This window comes from Psychrobacter sp. 5A.1, from assembly GCF_030407455.1.
Taxonomy (GTDB): Bacteria; Pseudomonadota; Gammaproteobacteria; order Pseudomonadales; family Moraxellaceae; genus Psychrobacter.
Map to the genome: position 1 here is coordinate 1 of NZ_JASDDJ010000032.1, position 21,988 is coordinate 21,988.

15 protein-coding genes and 1 tRNA gene are annotated in these 21,988 nt (G+C 44.4%); 6 read left to right on the top strand and 10 right to left on the bottom strand.

Going from position 1 to position 21,988, the window contains the following annotated elements; all coding sequences use genetic code 11:
* Nucleotides 1–24: 24 nt before the first annotated feature.
* The 8 genes from QL982_RS08585 to QL982_RS08620 all read right to left on the bottom strand — a co-directional run bounded on the left by QL982_RS08585 (nt 25) and on the right by QL982_RS08620 (nt 10,547).
* Nucleotides 25–1,215, bottom strand: a complete 1,191-nt coding sequence (locus tag QL982_RS08585) for an integrase arm-type DNA-binding domain-containing protein (protein WP_201539732.1) — start codon at nt 1,213–1,215, stop codon at nt 25–27.
* 150 nt (nt 1,216–1,365) lie between these two features.
* Nucleotides 1,366–1,442: transfer RNA gene (locus QL982_RS08590), tRNA-Ile, on the bottom strand.
* 94 nt (nt 1,443–1,536) lie between these two features.
* Nucleotides 1,537–2,349: a pteridine reductase gene (locus tag QL982_RS08595; protein WP_290163373.1), complete on the bottom strand. Its 813-nt coding sequence runs from the start codon at nt 2,347–2,349 to the stop codon at nt 1,537–1,539.
* 21 nt (nt 2,350–2,370) lie between these two features.
* Nucleotides 2,371–3,567, bottom strand: a complete 1,197-nt coding sequence (locus QL982_RS08600) for a tRNA nucleotidyltransferase (RefSeq protein ID WP_290163370.1) — start codon at nt 3,565–3,567, stop codon at nt 2,371–2,373.
* A gap of 278 nt (nt 3,568–3,845) precedes the next feature.
* Nucleotides 3,846–6,164, bottom strand: coding sequence for an NADP-dependent malic enzyme (locus QL982_RS08605; protein WP_290163367.1), 2,319 nt, complete (start codon nt 6,162–6,164; stop codon nt 3,846–3,848).
* A 365-nt stretch (nt 6,165–6,529) separates the two neighbouring features.
* Nucleotides 6,530–7,996: a protein adenylyltransferase SelO family protein gene (locus QL982_RS08610; RefSeq protein ID WP_290163365.1), complete on the bottom strand. Its 1,467-nt coding sequence runs from the start codon at nt 7,994–7,996 to the stop codon at nt 6,530–6,532.
* Nucleotides 7,997–8,168: 172 nt separating this feature from the next.
* On the bottom strand, nt 8,169–9,347 hold the full coding sequence (locus QL982_RS08615; protein ID WP_290163376.1) for a fatty acid desaturase: 1,179 nt from the start codon (nt 9,345–9,347) through the stop codon (nt 8,169–8,171).
* A 471-nt stretch (nt 9,348–9,818) separates the two neighbouring features.
* Nucleotides 9,819–10,547 (bottom strand): glycerophosphodiester phosphodiesterase, encoded by a 729-nt coding sequence (locus QL982_RS08620; protein ID WP_290163364.1) that lies wholly within the window; start codon nt 10,545–10,547, stop codon nt 9,819–9,821.
* A 332-nt stretch (nt 10,548–10,879) separates the two neighbouring features.
* On the opposite strand from QL982_RS08620, the gene QL982_RS08625 reads away from it, so the two are divergent.
* Nucleotides 10,880–11,815, top strand: a complete 936-nt coding sequence (locus QL982_RS08625; RefSeq protein ID WP_290163363.1) for a hypothetical protein — start codon at nt 10,880–10,882, stop codon at nt 11,813–11,815.
* Between the two features lie 158 nt (nt 11,816–11,973).
* Here QL982_RS08625 and QL982_RS08630 read toward each other — a convergent pair whose 3' ends face one another.
* Nucleotides 11,974–12,570, bottom strand: coding sequence for a cob(I)yrinic acid a,c-diamide adenosyltransferase (locus QL982_RS08630; protein ID WP_290163362.1), 597 nt, complete (start codon nt 12,568–12,570; stop codon nt 11,974–11,976).
* A gap of 232 nt (nt 12,571–12,802) precedes the next feature.
* On the opposite strand from QL982_RS08630, the gene cysS reads away from it, so the two are divergent.
* From cysS to pdxH, 5 genes are all read left to right on the top strand, one after another.
* Complete coding sequence (cysS, locus tag QL982_RS08635; protein ID WP_290163361.1) at nt 12,803–14,263, top strand: cysteine--tRNA ligase; 1,461 nt, start codon at nt 12,803–12,805, stop codon at nt 14,261–14,263.
* A gap of 164 nt (nt 14,264–14,427) precedes the next feature.
* A complete protein-coding gene (locus QL982_RS08640; protein ID WP_290190265.1) occupies nt 14,428–16,440 on the top strand; it encodes a mechanosensitive ion channel family protein in 2,013 nt (670 codons plus the stop codon).
* Nucleotides 16,441–16,715: 275 nt separating this feature from the next.
* Nucleotides 16,716–18,188, top strand: coding sequence for an IMP dehydrogenase (gene guaB / locus QL982_RS08645; protein WP_290163358.1), 1,473 nt, complete (start codon nt 16,716–16,718; stop codon nt 18,186–18,188).
* Between the two features lie 212 nt (nt 18,189–18,400).
* Nucleotides 18,401–19,768 (top strand): phosphoglucosamine mutase, encoded by a 1,368-nt coding sequence (glmM, locus tag QL982_RS08650; RefSeq protein WP_290163356.1) that lies wholly within the window; start codon nt 18,401–18,403, stop codon nt 19,766–19,768.
* Nucleotides 19,769–19,820: 52 nt separating this feature from the next.
* A complete protein-coding gene (gene pdxH / locus QL982_RS08655) occupies nt 19,821–20,492 on the top strand; it encodes a pyridoxamine 5'-phosphate oxidase (protein ID WP_290163375.1) in 672 nt (223 codons plus the stop codon).
* A 112-nt stretch (nt 20,493–20,604) separates the two neighbouring features.
* On the opposite strand, the gene QL982_RS08660 is transcribed toward pdxH, so the two are convergent.
* Nucleotides 20,605–21,918: an HlyD family secretion protein gene (locus tag QL982_RS08660; RefSeq protein WP_290163354.1), complete on the bottom strand. Its 1,314-nt coding sequence runs from the start codon at nt 21,916–21,918 to the stop codon at nt 20,605–20,607.
* Nucleotides 21,919–21,988 lie beyond the last annotated feature (70 nt).

The following is a 21,988-nucleotide window of genomic DNA, read 5'->3' on the forward strand; positions in this document are numbered from 1 at the left end:
GTAAAATAAATTTTTTGATAAAAATCAATAACCTTTTCGAAAACTATTATCTATAAAATCTGCCCACGCATTCATCATATCTCGACGATAATCTAAATGTTGGGCACCGTTATATGCTTTACTAATTTTGTTCTCTTGCTCATGGGCGAGTTGTAGCTCTATAGCCTCATGCATATAGCCCTGTTCGTGAAGGGTGGTGCTTGCCAGCCCTCGGAAACCATGCCCCGTCATTTTGTATTTATAACCCATCTGATAAAGCGCGTTAATAAAAGCATTTTGGCTGTAAGGTTTGCGAGTTGAAGGGTTGTAGAATACGTACTGCTCTGAAAAATTCAGCTCTTTAATTTGTTGTAATATATCTATGACCTGCGGTGCAAGAGGCACAATGTGAGGTCTATCCATCTTCATTTTGTCTGCAGGTATACGCCAAATTTTATCCTTCCAGTCGATTTCTGACCATTCCATAAATCTGATCTCATTAGTTCGTACAAAGGTATAGCATAAGAACCATAGACCTAGTTTGACTGGGATATGGCCAGTGTAGTCATTGATATCTTGTAAAAGTTTTGGTAACTCTTTTGACGTAATACGGCTGTGATTTTTAGTCTTATGCGGTTTGATTGCCGCTGATAAATCTGCCGCAGGATTTGATGTTGCTATACCTATGCGAATAGCATGTTTAAATATCTGTCCAACCTCTGCCATTATACGTCGCGCCATTTCATTAGCGCCACGAGCCTCGACATTCTTACCAATCTTCAAAATATCAGGTGGGGTAATATCATCAATTAGTTTATGACCAATAATCGGTTTAACGTCACGCATATAGGCTGAATAATTACGACTAAACGTACTTGAGGCTAAAAAGGTCTTGCGATCCGCATACCAAGCTTGTGCAATAGTATCAAAAAGTCTTGAACCGTCTTGTTCAGCAGCTTTCTCTTTTTTCTTATCCTTCGGGTTAATACCTTCACTAATTAACTGTTTTATTTCTAGGTTACGCTGGCGTGCTTGTTGTAATGTGATTAGTGGATACTTGCCCAAAGTGAGTGATTGCTGTTTACCTTGCCAGCGGTAAGCACTGACCCAGACTTTGTTTCCCGTATGTCTTACCCACAGTTGAAGGCCATCGCCATCGCTATGCTTGTCAGGGCGGCTAGGGGTGCATTTTTCACTTGGTGTTAATTTATTGATAATCGTATGAGTTAATGGCATGTTGGTATATCTCCGCGTTGGTATAATCTATACCAACAAATATACCAATATTCTATATGGTTCGCCATATACCAATGTATTCTTAAATCTGCCGAAACCCCATAAAAAAAAGGCTTGCCGCATCGCTGCGAACAAGCCTGATTTAATATATGGTGGGCCCAGTAGGACTTGAACCTACGACCAAAGGATTATGAGTCCTCTGCTCTAACCAACTGAGCTATGGGCCCTAACGCTAGACGGACAATGATACCTGATTTTTTGAATTTTTCAAGCAAAAAATGGGCCATTATCAAGATATTTTTTATGAAGTGCTATTTTCTATTAAACTTGACCACCAGCTAGGGTTAGACTGCGACCACCATCAACAGTAATAATCTCACCAGTGAGATAATGGGCCTGCACAAGATACAGCACGCTATGGGCAATTTCATCAGGTCTGCCTATGCGCTGCATAGGGATTGAGCCGATGATACTTCGTTGCTGATCATGATCCAATGCTTGGTCGCTATTAGCATCAGGTAAGATATTGACGCCAGGTGCGACACCATTGACCCGTACCTCTGGTGCCATCTCAAGAGCTAAAGACTGTACCATCATACGATGAGCCGCTTTTGCCATATTGTAGACAGTATAATTGCTAAACGGCTTATCATGCGCGTGAATGTCCAGTAGGCTGATAATACAACCTTGCTGTTTTTTAAGGTAAGGAAATAGTGCTTGGCTCAATAATAAAGGCGCTTTGGCATTGGTCAAAAATAGCTCGTCCCACTGTGCGTGATTAATACTGCCAAGTGGGCTAGGGTAAAAGCGTGAAGCATTGTGTACCAATACATCGAGCTGGCCAAAGGTCTCTACAATATTTTTGACGAGTGTACTCAAAGCATTGTTATCATCGACGACGGCTAAATCGGCGATGATAAGCGCTGCGCTATCCGCACGCAGACTATTCAGCTGTGTGGCCAATATTTGGGCTTCTGATTCACTATGATGACAATGAATAATGACTCGATAGCCTTGGCTGTGAGCGGCTCTAATAATCGCTGCGCCAATACGCTTGGCACTTCCTGTGACGAGCATCACTGGCGCTTTGGCATTGATATTTTCTGATTGGAGGGCGTTGATGGTTTGATTCATAGTGAAGATACTATCTGCTCTCTAATGTTTTTTATGTGAGTTCTGTACTTGCAAGTGCTCAATTCTAGCCTGCCGCAATGCCGCACCAATAGCTGGGCCTTTGAGGTCTGGTGCTATATCTGTCATGCCGATAGCATGAAAGCTATTTAACGCTATCATCATCTGACGGTGTTGCACTGCCAGTTGTAGGACATGACTGCATACGAGTAATTGCGAGAATTTATCAGGCTCTTTATGAGCGCCGCAAGTTTGTATGAGGTCGATTTTTTCAGCAGCACTAAGACTATTTATAGCACTTATTTTCTCTGCTTGTTGCACGAATAAGTTGGCAAATTGGGTATGTGCTTTTGGTACTTTGGCTATATTACCTATGTTATTAATTTCTTTTAGATTAGCTGCTGCGTTAACATTTTCGTCTGTAGGCTCTGAGATAAATAGAGATGGATTAAGGCTGCTCATTAGCAGTGCCCAACGCTGTGACAAATTAAGCTGCATTTGCCCTGCGAAATATAGCGCCGTCTGCACCGTTTCTCGTATATGAGCATTATCCCAAGTATGATGCAAAGGCGCAAAATACTCTGTGAGTGCGCCAATCTCAAACAGTTTTTGCCAGTAGACTTGAGGCGACAGCTGCATAGTCGCACGGCTGGATTCTTGCCAAATGCGTTCACTACTTAGATGACTGAGCTCTCCAGAGCCAACCAATTGGCGCATTAAGTTCAAGGTGTCCTCTGCAATACTGAACCCCAAATCGTAGTAACGACTATAGAAACGAGCCGTTCGGAGCACCCGTAGTGGGTCTTCACTGAATGCACTTGATACATGGCGCAAGGTCTTGCTTTTTATATCAGCCAGTCCACCATAATAGTCAATGACGTTACCATTGATAGGGGTGTCATCATTTAGGCTGGTGACCTCTATCGCCATGGCATTGATTGTCAAATCACGACGTTGCAAATCGTCTTCTAGACTAACATTAGGGCTGGCATGTACGCTAAAACCTTTGTAGCCTAAGCCTTGCTTGCGCTCTGTACGTGCCAATGCATACTCTTCATGAGTGGTCGGATGCAAAAACACGGGAAAGTCAGCGCCCACTTGTTGAAACCCTGCATCAATCATTTCTGCAACAGTAGCGCCGACGACGACAAAGTCCTTGTCCTTGATAGGACGCTTGAGCAGTCGATCGCGTACAGCACCGCCTACGAGGTAAATTTGCATAGAAGCCTCTTCTTATTATTGAGCTATATGTCATCAGCTCAATTTTTATGAATCAAAAAAACAGCCAATGCTCTATAAGTCGCATTGACTGGTTTTAGTATAGCAGAAGGGCTCTGTCAATGGATGACAGAGCCCTTCTTAATATAGTCAGTCCTCTATAAATTGAGTACGGTGTCAGCCTCGCTCAGTCTACTACTCGTAGTACTTTCACTCGGCTTCCTTGTACCCAAATTATATTGAACCGACTATAGTGCATTCATACTGGGTATGATATATGACTATTTTTCGTTTTCTAGGTCTTGCGCTTCAGTGACGGTCAATGCAGTCATGTTGACGATACCACGTGCAGTCGCTGATGGTGTCAAAATGTGTACCGGCTTGCTAGTACCTAACAAGATAGGACCAATAGAAGCACTACCAGTTGCTGTTTTAAGCAAGTTGAAGGCAATATTCGACGCATCGAGTGTTGGCAAGATAAGCAGGTTCGCGGCACCTTTCAATGGACTTGATGGCATATCGTTTAGACGAATATTTTCGTTAAGCGCGGCATCACCTTGCATTTCGCCATCAAACTCAAAGTCGACGTTCATATTGGTTAGTAGCTCATGAACTTTACGCATTTTGACAGCGCTGGCACGATCTGAAGCACCAAAGTTAGAATGAGACACTAGCGCGACACGTGGCGTGATACCAAAACGACGTAACTGATCCGTTGCCAAAACAGTCATTTCAGCCAGTTGCTCAGCTGTTGGGTCTTCATGCACATAGGTATCAGCGATAAAGATATTACGATCTTGCATCAATACGGCATTCATCGCATAGAAGTCGTTCATGCCTTCTTTTTTACCAATGACGCTTTCAACGTATTTTAGATGCAACTGGTAATGGCCAAACGTACCACATACCATACCATCTGCCGCACCATTTTCGACCAATAATGAGCCAATCAATGTGGTCTTGCGACGGACATCACGACGAGCAAGTTCGATACTGACACCGCGGCGTTTGTTCTTCTCGTAGTAGCCCTGCCAGTAGTCTTTGTAGCGAGGATCATCATCAACGTTGACGATCGTAATATTCTCGCCATCTTTTAGACGTAGGCCCAGCTTTTTGATATTGGCTTCGATAACGGAAGGGCGACCAACCAAGATAGGTTGTGCCAGCTTCTCATCAACGACCACTTGCACAGCGAGCAAAATATTGTTGTCTTCACCTTCACAGTACACAATGCGCTTTGGATCGGCTTTGGCACGAGCAAAGATTGGCTTCATCACAAACGCTGAGTTATAAACAAACTCAGACAGACGCTGACGATAGGCTTGCATGTCATCGATAGGCAAGGTAGCAACGCCTGAATCCATCGCTGCTTTGGCAACAGCAGACGCGATCTCAATGATTAGGTTTGGCTCTAGAGGGCCTGGGATTAAATAGTCACGACCAAAGCTCTGCATCTTTTCGATGTTTCTAGCACTGGTAGTTGGAGTGGCTTCAACATGTGCCATCGCAGCGATTGCTTTTACGCAAGCCACTTTCATCTCTTCGTTGACAGTGGTTGCACCAACATCTAGTGCACCACGGAAGATGTATGGGAAACATAGCGCGTTGTTTACTTGGTTTGGATAGTCTGAACGACCAGTTGCCATGATGACGTCTGGACGTACGGCATGTGCCAATTCTGGCATGATTTCAGGTGTTGGATTGGCAAGTGCAAAGACGATAGGGTCTTTTGCCATACGGCGAACCATATCTTCTGATAGTGTACCTGGCATTGATAGGCCTAGGAACATATCGACATCGTCCATGACTTCTTCGATAGAAGTAGCCGTAACATCACGAGCATAGCGTTGTTTGGTTTCGTCAAGGTTTTCACGGCTAGTGGTGATGATACCGCGTGAATCTGAAACAATGATGTTGTTCTTATTAACACCAAGTGCGCAAATGATATCTAAGCAAGAAATGGCTGCTGCGCCTGCGCCTGAACAAACAATTTTAATCTCTTCGATTTTTTTGCCAGTAATCAACAAAGCATTTAGCATGGCTGCGGCAACGATGATTGACGTACCATGTTGGTCATCATGGAACACAGGAATGTTCATGCGCTCACGGAGGACGCGCTCAATTTTGAAACATTCTGGTGCTTTGATGTCTTCTAGGTTGATACCACCAAAGGTAGGCTCAAGCGAGGCAACCGCTTCGATGAATTTGTCTGGATCATTCTGGTCAATTTCAATATCAAAAACGTCGATACCTGCGAACTTCTTGAATAGAACGCCTTTACCTTCCATGACAGGTTTTGATGCCAATGGACCGATATTACCCAGACCCAGTACCGCAGTACCGTTGGTGATGACACCAACTAGATTGTTACGTGCCGTATATTTAGAGGCAAGTTTTGGATCTCTTTGGATCTCAAGACAAGGTACAGCAACACCTGGAGAGTAGGCAAGTGCTAAATCACGTTGGTTGGCCAGCTGCTTAGTAGGGGTTACTGAAATTTTACCTGGGCGTGGAAACTCATGGTAATGTAAGGCAGCTTGTTCAAACTGCTCTTTTTCTGTACTGAGGTTATCCGTATTCGAAGTGGTATCGTCATTCATAATAATTGCCATGGTTAGTATAAATTGGAATAAATTAAACGGTGATAAAAAATAACGTCTAACCCTCCAAAAATCATTGAATGATAATAATGGGAAGGTATAGGGACGTTAAACGACTCACGACCATCAGAATCATGGTCGACGATCAAGGATCAGGTCAAAAAAGCAAACTAGCTAAAATATTCATTCTAGCACTATTGACAATTCACGCCTAGTCAACAGCCGTGAATTGTCGGAACAATATAATAAAATGATATTCATTATTTATCTCATTGATGATGCCAAAAAATGCGTCTAGATATCAACCTTAATTTCATAATGTTTCAAAATATTACAGAATTGAAAAGTGTTAAAGCGGGCAACTACTAAGATGAGCAGCTAATAGGCACCTGCGGTGTATCAGGCGCAGGCGCACTAGTATCTAGATCATTAGCAATATCTTGCACACTATAAGGATTGGCTAATAAACGAAATACCCGATCAACTTCTTCAAACTGACCTTGCTCTGCGGCAGTGATCGCACGCTGTGCCATACTGTTACGCAGAATATAGACAGGATTGGTGGTTTGCATGTCATTGATTGCTTGTGCTAGCGGCAGCTGCTCGATGCTTGCAAGGTAACGTGTTGACCAGTCTTGCCATATTTGCTGCGCATCACTGCTTAATTCAGTGGTCATAGTAGCCAGTAGCTTTTGCTCGTACGGATGATCTTCTGGTGCGATCAAACCGAGCAGAGCGCGGAAGCTATTGGTATAGTCGAGCAAGTTGTCTTCCAATAATGTCAACCATTCAAAGGCTAAGCTGAGGCTCTCTCTTTGATGCGGTAAGCCAAGCTTGCGGCACAGTCCTTGCTGATAATGCTGCATAAAGGTTGCTTCATAAGGCGCTAAACAGTCGGCGAGCGTTTCACGAGTAACGCCGTCTAAGCGCATAAAATGTGGCAGCCAAACGTTTAGATTCCAATGCCCGATAGCAGGCTGATTCTGATAAGCGTAGCGACCCGTATGGTCTGAGTGATTATTAATCCATGCAGGATTAAAGCGCTCCATAAAGCCAAACGGCCCGAAGTCCAAAGTACTGCCTGTGATAGATAAGTTATCTGTATTCATGACACCGTGAGCAAAACCAATCAATTGCCAGTCAGCAATCATGTGGGCTGTACGTTTAACCACAGCGGTCAAAAATGCCAACACAGGCACGTCACTATCACGGCACTCTGGATAATAAGTGTCAATCATATAGTCGGTGAACTCACCCAGTACATCAGGGGCAAAGCTGGCAATCCATTCGACATGACCGAGACGAATATGACTGTCTGCCACACGCATTAGTGCTGCACCTGCTTCGATACGCTCACGGCGCACTCTCGTATCAGATACCACAAACCCCAATGCGTTAGACGAGGGGATACCAAGCTGCGTCAATGCATGACCACACAGGTACTCGCGAATGGTACTGCGTAAGACTGCGCGCCCATCACCCATACGTGAATAGGGCGTCAGGCCCGCGCCTTTGAGATGCAAGTCTTGTGGCTGTCCATCGTTATCGAGCACTTGCGCCATGAGTAAACCGCGCCCATCACCCAACTGTCCAGCCCATTGCCCAAACTGGTGACCGGCGTACGCCATTGCTAATGGTTTAAAGTCCGCTGGCACGTATTGCCCACCGAGTATCTCAATCCAATTGGTCATCAAGTCCTCATTAGTTGTCCAGCCTAACTGCTGAGCAACTTGAGTGTTGAAGTGACCAGCACGAGGATTGTCTAGTGAGGCTGGCGGCTGCTCATGATAAAGGCGCGTGTCTAGGTTGACGTAAGTGTTTTGATAACGCATACAGGCCGTTTCCATTAAAATATAAAAGTGAGAATGTCACTATAGCATAGCTGTCATAGGGCATCGTTTTACTCTGTCCGTCTCTTGTAATATTAAACCAAAAAAATCCCCCTATCTAGGACAGATAGGGGGAGGGAGAAACGTGATGGTTATAGGGTTAATCAGAGATTAATTAAGCCGCCTTTTCATTCGCACCAATAGAGCGGAAAGCGGTTTTTAGGTTGCTATTATGCTCAAGGATTTTCTGTTCGATTTTGGCATAATCGTGCTTTAACTTATCATCAACTTCATGCAAACGATCAGCAAACGCTGTCTTTTTAAGCTCGATAGTTTTTGCTTTTAGCGCTTGCCATTCTTCGACAGTTTGCGTAAAGGCATCGTATTCGAACTTAATACGGTCTTGGAAGCTCTTCATCGCATGAGGCAAATCAATGCCGCCTACTGCTGCTGTATCGATTTGCTGCTGGGCTTTTTTGAACTGCATTTGCACTTCAGCATGTTTGATAGTCGTGTCATCAACAGTACGTAGTTCACTGGTTAAGCCCAGCTTTGATAGGCCCGCAATCAACCATTTGGTTGGATCATACTGCCACCATTTTACGCCATTACGATAATCGTATTGGAAGAAGTGATGGTAATTATGATAACCCTCACCCCATGTAAATATGGCTAAGAAGAAATTATCACGGGCAGTATTGGTATCCGTATAAGGACGATTACCAAACATATGACATAACGAGTTAATGAAAAAGGTAAAGTGGTGGGTCAACACCAAACGCAGTAAACCAGCGATGACCAACGTACCCCAAACATCACCCAGCAACCAACCAATCGCCGCAACCATACCGACGTTCAGGGCCACTACCCATAAACCGTAATATTTATGCTGAATTTGCAACGTTCTGTCTTTGGTCAAATCAGGGATATTCTTATAATCAAATTTACCACTAGGGTAGTTGCGTAACATCCAACCAATATGACTGAACCAAAAGCCTCGTTTTGCTGAATATGGATCATCCAAACGATCATCGACATGACGATGATGGACACGGTGACCCGATACCCAATCAAATGCAGAACCTTGCACCGCTAGGGTCGAACCAAGCAATAAGAAGTTTTTGACAATCGGATGCGCTTTATAAGCACGGTGCGCCAGCAAGCGATGATAGCCTGCTGTGATGCTCATGCCTGTCCATACCATAAAAGCGCCAAACACGCCCCACACTGGCGCACTAACGTCATGAGTAAACAAGTACCATGGTGTAATGATAGCAGCAGCAATCGGCGTCGCTACCAAGATAGTCGCTGGAATCCAGTTAATCGGCGCTTTCGTAAATTCGAACTCACGCATATCGATGCTTTTTTCTTCTGTAGAAAGCTCGACTGACTCAGAATCTTGAGCATAACTGCGTTTTGCCACAGGCTGCTCATCAAATGCAGCTTGCGCCTTTTTTTCATCAAAACGAGTCTTAAAACGCGTTACTTGAGTGCTGGCAGTCTTTACAAGCGTATCACCAGATTTGATAGCGAAACGTAAGCCTTTAAGCGGTAAGCCAAGTGCTTTTTTTGCAATCATATAATATCCCTAACGGTATTAATTTAAGCCACCATAGTACCTTAAAAATCGCGTAAAGTGAACACTTATACACTATAAAAATATTGCTAAATAACAATAACTTGTATGAATTATAGAATGTATTGGTCAAAAATACGGGTGACTTATCAGACATGAATGAGAAGTGTAACCAGAAGGATAGATATGTAGAAAATAGTAAGAACATCGAAAAATAGAGTAGATATAAAAAAAGTCCGAGTAACCTATCTAAGGTAGCAAACAATAACTCGGAAAATCAGTAATAATGACATCGGTTTCCCATTTTATAAGCTGTTCAATGGCACTCATATCATTGACAGTCCAAGCGCTCACAGGTAAGCCATAACGGTGACTGTGCTTGATGATGGATTGAGTCAAAAGCGGATAATGAACGCCCAGTTGAATACAGCCCAGCTGCAATGCTGTATTGGTAGCACTTGCTAATGCTTCTGGGGTGCGAATAAGCAAGCCTCGTGGCATGTGAGATAACCGCTTATGGCGTTGTAATCGATGATGCAGCGCTACATCGAAGCTCGTTAGCACCATAGGCAAGCTGGCAAGAGATGTATTGATAAGCGCTCGATCCAGTGCCTCAACCAATACCGCATAATTGGTTCGGTTATGAGTCTTAATCTCAAGCTCTATCACGTCAAACCCACTGAGGGCAGGTGCTATGCTTGCGAGCGTCATGATTGGTTGGCCAAACTGGCGCTGACATTGAATTTCTGTGAGTGTCAATTGGTCCACACGTGACTGTCGACCGCACATACGCTGCAAGTCATCATCATGAAATACAAGCAAATGACCGTCGGTATTTAGCTGTATGTCAAACTCTACGCCTGACAATCCTTTTGATTTCAGATTTTGAGCGTATTGAAAACCTGAAAAGGTGTTTTCTAATGCCTCACCACGCGCCCCTCGGTGACCCAATAACAAGGTATCTCTAAAATTTATCATATGCCCTAATGATCGATGGTTTTTATGCATAATCATATAGCGTCACATCAGCGACGTCTAACAAAAATTGCCACATCAACCGTACTTTTTTAGATGTGATGGGTTCAAAAGCCAATTCTGCCAATGTTTGTTATGTTTTTGCAACCAAAAGCAGGTTTTTTTCATAATGAGGGGCACTATTTGTATATCCATGGGCTACACTAATGACCATTTCACTTAAACACCGTATAATGATGTGGTTTTCATATCTGTAGCAGCTAGCGTTGCGATTTGAATGTTGAACACTGTCAGTCAGTGGCGGTACGAACCTGTAAATTGGGAGTAGAGTTAGTATGAGCGTAGCAAATATAAGTTTGAGCAAGTGGCATAAGGTTGCTGGGATTGGATTGGTATGTGGTTTGGCGCTTGCGGGTTGTGATCGCTCAGATAAAAAAGACACCGCTGAGGCGGCAGAGCTAACAGAGCAAGAGACGGTCGATGCTGAAAATGGCGTTGCGCCTGCGATCAGTTGTGATGATCCTATGGTACAAGATCGCCTAAAATCAGCTCTAAAGAACACACTCAATCAACAAGCTCAGGCGTTGGCTGCCAATTATGCAAATGATGCCGAAATCAGTCTAGAAAGTGGCATCGTTAGCGAAAAAATCAACGGTGTGGTCATTGATGTACAAAACGCTGCTATCTTGCAAAAAGCCAATGAGAATGGCATGACGACTTGCCAAGCAAGTGTCAGCATGACGCTACCAAGTGAGGACTTGTATCAAGCCAGCCAAGTACAAGCGGCCAATAACCAGCCAAGCTTACAATCACGTTTAGCGCAAGACAATATTCGTATCAATAACAATATGCTCGTTGATGACGCTTTCACTTATATCGTTGGTACTCAAGGCGGTCAAGTGCGCACACGTATTGCGGGTCAACCAGCATTGATTACGGTCGTTGCAGATGTTATGGCAGGTTCTGTATTCAAAACGGCAATGGATAAACAGCGTGCCCAACGTGCCGCTGAGCGCCGAGCCACACAAAATAATGATACTCAAGCTGCCCCAATTCGTCAGCCGAGAATCGTAACGCCAGTTGAGCCGATTCGTCCAATTGAACCTACGACACCGCCAACCATTAATAACCCTGCTGACAGTCAGAGCAGTCCAACAGCGAACAATCAAACGGCTACATCAGAGCCTAGCAAGCCAACCACACCAAAAGCAGTACCTAAAGATGAAACCATTGACATGGTTATCATTGAAGACAATAGCGCAACTTATTGATTTGTCATTGTAATAAGAGATAGCCATTTTTAGCCCATTTAGATGACTATCGAGTGAATTGAAGACACGCCCTAGTAGAGCTAATTGCTATCGCTGAATAAAAAAATCCCGCAACAGTGATGTTGCGGGATTTTTTGTGTTTAAGTATTGATTATTGATTATTGATTGTCAGTAAATGTCTTTAATGCTTGACTGTCCCATAGCACCTCAGAGACTTTTTCTGGATCTGTACAGAAACGTGCAGCGACAAACAACCAGTCAGATAAGCGATTAATAAAGCTAACGGCAGTACTACGAATCGCTTGTGGACGTTGTTTCTGCAATATGACAGCTTGGCGTTCAGCGCGGCGACATACACTACGAGCCACATGCAATTGACTCACCAATACTGAACCTGTTGGCAGAATAAAGTCTTTTAGCGGTGGTAAGGTGGCATTCATCATATCGATTTTCTGCTCTAGCCATTCAATGTGAGTGGCATTCACGCCTTCATACTCTGGCATGGCAAGCTCACCGCCTATGTTGAATAGTAAGTGCTGAATGATGACCAAAGCCTCAGAAAACCCTTGCTCTATAGATTGCCCTTTATTGTGCTTTAGCTGCGCACGTACCAATCCAATATGCGAGTTGAGCTCATCAATATCACCCATGACGCTAAATAGATTGTCCGCTTTGCTGACGCGGCTGCCGTCTGCCATACCAGTGCTGCCATCATCTCCAGTACGTGTGTATATCTTGCTTAAGCGATTGCCCATCTTTACATCCTTAACGGTTTTTATGATTGAATAGCGTTAGTTGCACGCTCATTGTAGTATTTTACGCCTGTTTTCGCTAAGATAATGGGTTAGGTTTTATATTATGATTTTTTTGGTCTGATTTTTTATTTTATTTTGATTTGTAGTCACAGCTGCTGGTATGGCATGTGCATACGCGGCAGCCGAGATTCTCAATTTCTCTACTTTATTTATGTTAAAAGGCTTTTTTACTATGACCACACCATTTGCAAATGCGATGTCCCAGCTTGCCATTTATGACTCACTGACGGGCGGAAAACGTCAGTTTGTACCACTTAAATCAGGGCAGGTAGGCATGTATGTGTGCGGTATGACCGTTTATGACTATTGTCATATTGGTCATGCGCGGGTGATGGTCGGCTTTGATATGGCAGTACGCTGGCTGGCACAACTGGGTTATAACGTTAATTATGTGCGTAACATTACCGATATCGATGACAAAATCATCGCGCGTGCTAGCGAAAATGGTGAAGAGATTGGCACGTTGACGCAGCGTTTTATCGAAGCCATGCATGAAGATGCGACAGCTCTTGGTTGCCAGATGCCAGATGCTGAACCGCGTGCGACGGATCATATCGATGAGATGCAGCAAATGATTGAAACGCTGGTCACAGGCGACTATGCGTACGCTGGCGACAATGGTGATGTCTACTATGCTGTCGATAGCTTTGCCGATTATGGCAAACTGTCTAAGCGCAACCTCGACGACATGCAGGCAGGCTCACGCGTCGATGTCGAAAATGACAAGCGCAATCCATTTGATTTTGTACTATGGAAGGCGGCAAAACCTGATGAGCCACAATGGGCGTCACCATGGGGACAAGGACGACCAGGCTGGCATATCGAATGCTCTGCGATGTCGACTAAATGCCTAGGTAGCACCTTTGATATTCATGGCGGTGGTCATGACTTACAGTTTCCGCATCACGAAAACGAAATCGCTCAGTCTGAAGCTGCAACTGGTTGTGAATACGCACGCAACTGGATGCACGTTGGATTTATCAATGTCGATGGCGAAAAGATGTCCAAATCATTGGGCAACTTTTTTACCATTCGTGATGTGATGGCAAAATACCTTCCGGAAACAGTGCGTTTTTTCTTATTATCGAGCCATTATCGTAGCCAAGTCAATTTCTCGGACAGTGCGCTAGACGAAGCACATAATAGCCTAAGCAGGCTCTATAACGTTCTAAAATTAGCAGAACAGTTAAAGGGTGATACGCTCATAATTGATGAAGCGTTGACTACTGAAGCCTACAGTAGTGAAGCTGGGCAAGATTTCATCAAAGCGATGAATGATGATTTTAATAGCTCAACCGCAATCAGCGTCTTGTTTGGGCTGGCACGTGATATCACCAAAGCCATTAAAACCGAAGAGATAGACACCGCATGGCAGTCAGCTCAGCAATTAAAGGCATTGGCGCAAGTGCTCAATATCTTGCAGCAGCCAGTACAGCAATTTTTACAAGCTGTGATTGGTGAACAGGCAGATGATAGTTTAACGGATACGGCTATCGATGGTTTAATCATTGAACGTGCAGAGTCTAAAGCCAACAAAAACTTTGCCCGTGCTGATGAGATACGTGAACAATTAAAAGATGCTGGTATTGAGCTCGAAGACAGCCGAGCTGGCACGACATGGCGCCGCGCTTGAGGTAGTTCTGTTACAGAATACCCATACAGATAGTCATAAACTAAGTCAGCTTTACGCTGGCTTTTTTTGTAGACTTAATAAAATACAGAAATATTATCTAGAATTATTTTCATGAAGGACAGCCTTTGTATGCGACTCTCACATAAATTACTGGCCGTTAACCTATGAATACTCTCAAGAATCGAGCGGTTAGGAGTCAAGGTACAGCCATGGATAGGTTTGCGACTGTTGAATTCAGTGTGCATGGTAATGAGCATGTCAATGCCACGTCTGACATTATGTTTCATAAATTGCGGTCATTGCTACTTGCTTTAGTTGTTATTGTGTTTAGTGCTGTGTGCGTACCGGTTAATGCGGCAAGTAATGACAATGAGCAGGGTGCGAGTGAGCAAACCGAACAACCTGCCAGTAAGCCTGATAATTTGGCTGAATATGCGGCTCAACAGCTCAATACGATTAAAGACGAAAGTGTCAGTATTTCTGGTCTCACTGAAGAGATATTTGACCCTACTGAGCGTAATGCAGTAGAGCAAGCAGGAAGATTACAAGGCGATTCAGCACTGACGGGAGAGTATAATGAAGGCTATTATATACTTGATAAGCTCAACACTGGATTGCCGCCGTTGTTGGAGCCACCCAACCTAGCGACACCACTTGCCGCTTTGGAATTTTTTCAATCAGCGTTGATGAAGCAGCAGTATGATTTGGCCGCTTATGCGCTAAATATGAACTTGATTGATGAAAAAAACCAGCGTAGCCGTGCGCTTGATTTGACAAAGCGACTGGATTTTTTATTGTCCGAAAAAGAACTTTATGTATTCGACGATATGCCAGATCGTCCCGATGGCTTGATTGAACCACCGCTTGGTAATAATAGTAGTGTCATGGGTATCGCTAGGCGTTCTCTTCAGCTTGGCTATATTGATTATCGGGAGCGCCGCGTCCCTATATATCTGCAGCGAGTACGGGTAGGCGATGACGCGCCCATCTGGGTGTTTTCTGCGCAGACCGTTGACAATATTGACAATCTTTATGAGCAGTATCACCCAGCAGCGTTTGAACGTTATTTGCCCACTTGGTTAAAATTAAAGATTTTTGGCATCGCGCTATGGGAGTTTGCAGCGCTCATACTGTTTTTCTTATTAACCATGGGTATGGGTTGGCTGCTGAGTAAAGGCACAGAAAAAATTATCAGTCGTTATATTGATGATGAAAAATATAGCATGTATGTTGGCAGTACCAATGGCGTGGCCGATTTGATCAGCAAACTGACAGTGCCTTTAACCTTTACGATCAGTTTTTCACTCGTTTTCACCTTGGTTTCTGGGGGCTTTCCGTATTTGGATGCGGTCGCCTCATCTATTCGCCCACTTATTTGGATCGGATTGGTGTTTAGTGCCATGTGGCTCGGTATTCGAGTCATCAATTTTTTTGCCAACCGTTATCAAGACATGCAAATTGAAAATCTGGCGGCAGAGCATTTTGATAAAGAACGTCGCCGCCGCACTTATGTGTCGATATTTCGCCGAGTCTTTATTTTTGTGATGATTTTGGGCAGTATCTGGATTGGCTTTAGCGAATTTACCAACATGGAGGGCCTTGGCAAGACACTATTGACCTCGGCTGGTATTGCGGGCGTGGTCATTGGTATCGCCGCACAGCCGATATTGGGCAATATCATTGCAGGCGTACAGGTGGCAGTGACTCAGCCCGTACGAATTGGTGATAGCGTGATCATGGATGGCAATTTTAGCACCGTTGAAGACCTGCGTTACACTTATGCGGTGCTAAAAACATGGGACGAGCGTCGATTGATCGTGCCGATGCGTGAGTTGATCACTGAAAAGGTAGAGAACTGGTCACATACAGAAGTACATCAGACCTGCCCTGTGTTTTTGTATATCGACTATGGCGCAGATATTGACGCTATTCGAGAGACGTTTATATCGGCAGTCAAAGACAACAAGCTTTGGGACAATAACACTGAGCCTGAGATTTTTGTCGTTGATGTGACTGAAAACACCATTCAACTGCGCGGCGCTGTTTCAGCGATAGGCCCCATCGAGGCGTGGACATTGGCCTGTGAGATACGTGAGCAGATGCTGAGTTACCTGTATCACGAACAACAATCCTATCTACCCACAGAGCGATTGACCATCGTCAATAGCAAAAAGTAGGGTGCTAAATGCGCCCATTGATGGCACGCTCTAAAGTCTTCAATAGTGATAGGCGAGTTTTATTGAAATAAGCTGACAATATAGCATGCGATTTGTCTGATTATTTGTTATAATATGGCGTTATTTTTAAGGGATAAATAAGTGGTTAAGCGTAAGACTGCACTATATTTGTGCAAACTTATGATTCACCAATCACTTGCAGTTTTCGAGCGTTTTGTTTCGCTGGTTTATTGCTAAAATCCCACCCATCAAAATAACCACCACTAGGGGTCTGTATGTTGCGAATTGTCGATGAAGCCTTAACCTTTGATGACGTTTTATTGTTGCCAGCCTATTCTGAAGTCTTGCCAAAAACTGCCGATCTGACCACCCGTTTGACCAAAAATATCACGCTGAATTTACCGCTAATCTCTGCAGCGATGGATACCGTGACCGAATCTGAAATGGCCATCACTATGGCACAGCTTGGTGGCATGGGTATCTTGCACAAGAGCATGGATATCGCCAAGCAAGCCACGCAAGTACGCCGTGTCAAAAAGTTTGAAGCGGGTACAGTCGTTGATCCTATCACTGTACATCCAGAGATGACTATCGGTGAATTACTACGCTTGACACAAGACAATAATATCTCAGGCGTACCTGTGGTCGAAAAAGGTACAGATAATGTCGTGGGTATTGTCACGCATAGAGATTGGCGTTTTGAGACCAATTTATCATTGCCAGTCAGTCAAATCATGACGCCAAAAGATCAGCTAGTCACGGTACATGAAGGTGAGAGCAACGAAAACATCAAACGCTTGCTACATGAACACCGTATCGAAAAAGTTATCGTTATTGATGATGATTTCCGTCTAAAAGGTCTTATCACTGTTAATGATTTTGCAAAAGCTGAAAACAATCCAAATGCGTGTAAAGATGACCAAGGCCGCCTACGTGTTGGCGCTGCTGTTGGCACAGGTGCAGATACTCAAGCGCGCGTTGAAGCATTGATCGCCGCGGATGTTGATATCATCGTGGTTGATACCGCGCATGGTCATTCAAAAGGCGTGATTGATAAAGTGGCTTGGATCAAGAAACATTATCCGCATGTACAAGTCATCGGTGGCAACATCGCGACTGGTGATGCTGCACTTGCCCTACGTGATGCGGGCGCTGATGCTGTAAAAGTTGGTATCGGTCCTGGCTCTATCTGTACCACGCGTATCATCGCAGGTATCGGTGTGCCACAAATCTCAGCCATTGATAACGTTGCTAGTGCCCTAAAAGACAGCATTCCACTCATTGCTGATGGCGGTATCCGTTATTCAGGTGATATGGCAAAAGCCATTGCCGCTGGTGCCTCGTGCATCATGGTTGGTTCACTCATGGCTGGTACCGAAGAAGCGCCAGGTGAAGTTGAATTATTCCAAGGTCGCTATTATAAAGCCTATCGCGGTATGGGTAGCCTTGGCGCCATGTCAGGCTCAAATGGCTCATCAGATCGCTATTTCCAAGATGCTAAAGATGGCGTAGAAAAACTGGTACCAGAAGGCATCGAAGGCCGTGTTCCTTATAAAGGCCCAGTTGCTGGTATCGTTAATCAGTTGGTTGGCGGTTTACGCTCATCAATGGGTTACACGGGCTCTGCAACCATCGAAGACATGCGTACCAATCCACAGTTCATCAAGGTGACGTCAGCAGGTATGAAAGAGTCACATGTTCATGATGTGCAAATCACCAAAGAAGCGCCGAACTATCGAGTGAACTAGAGCGGATCTTCAATTAGCGCCCTTTGTAGTGTTATATCGCATCAATGTTAGCTAAAATGTAAGGTTACAGCGACTTTAAGATACAAACAGCCAACAATGCTTTGTTATTGTTGGCTGTTTTTTTTGTAAAATACAGAAACAGATTATTACAACAATAGTATTGCCGACATATACGCTTGGCCTTTTATTTTTTGACTTGAGGAACATACATAATGAGCTATTTTGGTACCGATGGTATTCGTGGGAAGTTTGGTGAGTTACCGATTACCCCTGATTTTATATTAAAGTTAGGCTATGTCACTGGACAGGTATTAATAGAAAATAATGACAATCCTGCCCGCAAGCCCAGTGTGGTGATTGGTAAAGACACGCGTCTGTCAGGCTATGTGATAGAAGGCGCGTTGCAAGCAGGGTTTAACGCTGCTGGTGTTGATGTTTATATGCTTGGTCCATTACCCACACCAGCGATTGCACATTTAACCCGTAGTTTTAATGCAGATGCTGGTGTGGTTATCTCAGCATCGCACAATCCTTATTATGATAACGGCATCAAGTTTTTTTCAGGCAATGGCAAAAAAATTAGCGATGAAATGCAAACGGCCATCAATGATAAATTAACGGCAATCATCAATGATGCTGGTAGTAACGACGCAACGATGCCTATTCTTGATCCTGCAAACTTGGGTAAAAATAACCGAATTGACGATGCAAAAGGCCGTTATATCGAGTTTTGTAAAGGCAGCTTTCCTTATCAGTATGATCTGAGTCATCTGACGGTAGTGGTTGATTGCGCCAATGGTGCAGGCTATAGCGTGGCGCCTAGAGTGATGCGTGAGCTTGGTGCCAATGTCATCGCCATCAATAACACGCCAGACGGTATCAATATCAATGCTGAGTGCGGTTCTACCCATCCTGAAAGCCTACAAAAGGCCGTGCTTGAGCATGAAGCAGATGTCGGTATCGCACTAGATGGGGATGGTGATCGTATCGTGATGGTCGATGAAAAAGGTAAATTAGTCGATGGCGATGGTATTTTATATGTGCTTGCTACTCAGGGTCAGACTAAGGCGAAAGGCGTGGTTGGTACGCTAATGAGCAATATGGGTCTAGAGTTAGCACTGCAAGCAGACGGCATTGCATTCACGCGTGCAAAAGTAGGTGATCGCTATGTCATGCAAGCTTTGGAAGCCAATGGCTGGATATTGGGTGGCGAGCCGTCTGGTCATATCTTATGCTTGGACAAAAGCCGTACTGGCGATGCTATCATAGCTGGATTGCAGATATTGGCAGTGATGCAAGCACGTGGTCGCGCGCTTAGTGATCTCGTTGAGGGGTTTGAAGTGCTACCACAAAAACTGGTCAATGTACGCTTGTCTAAGATGCAAGATCCGTTTGAGCATGAAGAGTTGGTTGCCGCTTTTGATAAAGCGCAGGCTACTTTAGAAGGTAGAGGCCGTTTGTTGATTCGTCAGTCAGGAACTGAGCCTATGATTCGAGTAATGGTTGAATCAGATGATGAAATAGAATGTGATGTGCTCGCAAATGACTTGGCTGATCATATCAAAGCCGTATTGGGTTGATAGTTGTTCATATAATAAAGCAACAATATTAAAATAAGGAATGACCATGAGCATGGATTTTACCGATCAACGTCTGTCATATGAAAAAGGCGCGCTTGACCAACAGTCAGTACCAGCATCGCCATTAGAGCTTTTTAAGGCCTGGATGAATGAGGCTTTAGCACAAAAGGTACAAGAGCCTTATGCAATGAGTTTAGCGACATGCGGCGCGGACCATAAACCTAGTGTCCGTATCGTGTTATTACGTGAGACTACTGAGACAGGTATAGTCTTTTATACCAATTATGAAAGCGCAAAAGGGCAGGATATTGCAGAGAATCCTAATGCCGAAGCGTTATTCTTTTGGCATGAGCTTGAGCGTCAAGTTCGTATCAGTGGTAGTATTGCCAAAATCGATGCTGATAAATCGGCTGCCTATTTCCAAAAACGTCCGCATGACAGTCAAGTAGGCGCTTGGGTCAGTCAACCGCAAAGTGGTGAAGTGGCCAATCGTGCCGTTATGGAGCAAACGTTTGAGCAGCTTCAAGCAGAGCACCCTGACAATACTACCGTACCAACGCCAGAATTTTGGGGTGGGTATGAGATTACGATTGAAAGTATCGAGTTTTGGCAAGGTCGCGCCAATCGTATGCATGATCGAATTGTCTATACGCAGAGTAGCGTCGACGACAGTGAAGGTAATGAAGGCAATACAAGCTGGACAACCAAACGCTTATTACCATAGTTGCTGTAGTTTGAAGCTATAAAATAACTAACGTAAAAAAGCCACTCTAAATCCAATTTTTTGGTATTTAGAGTGGCTTTTTTACGTTAGTTATTTTATCTGATATTACTTCTTATTGAACATCCGTATCGACATCCACTGAGACTGACATACCAGGACGTAAGCGTGCCAATTCAGGCTGATCTTGGTCTAAGTCGATGCGTACAGGGATACGTTGAGCGATTTTTATGTAGTTACCTGTCGCAGGATTGGCTGCACCTGCACTAAACTCACTGCCCGTTGCTGGCGAGATATTACTGATGTGACCATTAAATTTGGCACCGCCAAGCGCATCGACATGAATGGTTGCAGGTTCACCGATTGCCATATTGGCTATTTGAGTTTCTTTAAAATTTGCAATAATCCAGACGCCCTTCGGCACGATATACATGAGCTGGGTGCCAGCGCTGACATACTGACCTTCTTTGACACTGACTTGGCTCAGCTGTCCAGACTCAGGCGCAGTGATAATAGTATTGTCCAGATTAATTTGCGCTTGCTTGACGCCTGCCTCTGCATTTTTGATATTGGCGTCCAGTGATGAGCGACTGCCACTGGTTTTTTCACGGTTTTCTTGCGCCGCTTGCAAGTTGGCTTCTGCTTGCTGTACACCTGCCTGTGCTTGGGCGAGTTGAGCCTTGATATGAGCCACCTCCGCCTTTGATACCGCACCAATAGCATCCAAACCTTGGTAGCGGTTTACATCTTCACGAGCGCTCTGTACGTTGATTTTGGCACTATATAAGTCAGCTTTGCGTGCTTCGATTTGTGCTTGGCTGGTTTGTGTGTCTTGATCATTGGTAGAGCGGTTGGTGACCGCCACCTCAGTATTCGCTTGCGCTTGTTCGAGCTGCTGCTGAAACGTTCGATCGTCTATCTTTATGAGTAAGTCACCCGCTTTTACATTGGCAAAGTCCTGCACAGCTACTTTGGTGACATAACCAGAAACCTGCGGGCTAATGATGGTCGTTTGACCTTTAATAAAAGCATTATTGGTTTGCTGTACCGTTGGGGTGAACGGTGGGAGCTTCCAAGCATACAAAATCAACGCCACACCAATGACAATCAGCACAACCAAGAAGCCTAAGTTTAGATAGGATTTTTTCTTGGGTGACCAACCAGTCGTGTCTGGTATCGGCTCTTTTGGTGGCATCGGTGGGTCATTACTGTCTACCTGTTCGCCTGCCTGACTCTCTGCTGAGCTATCTATATGTGGCGCGTCTTGCGTATCAGCCACTTTTATTTCTGCTGTATTGGTTGTCTCTTGTGTAGAGTGTGCGGCTGGGCTTGCCTGACTCGTATCAGGCGTTATACGTGTGTCTGTTGCTGGAGCACCAGTGGACGTCTGAGGCGCTTGATTCGGCTCATTTGGTTTTTCTTGGCTCATGACGCGCTCCTAAATTTTAATAAACAAATACGTAAAAAGGGGTAACTATGACTGAATGTGATGAAAGGTG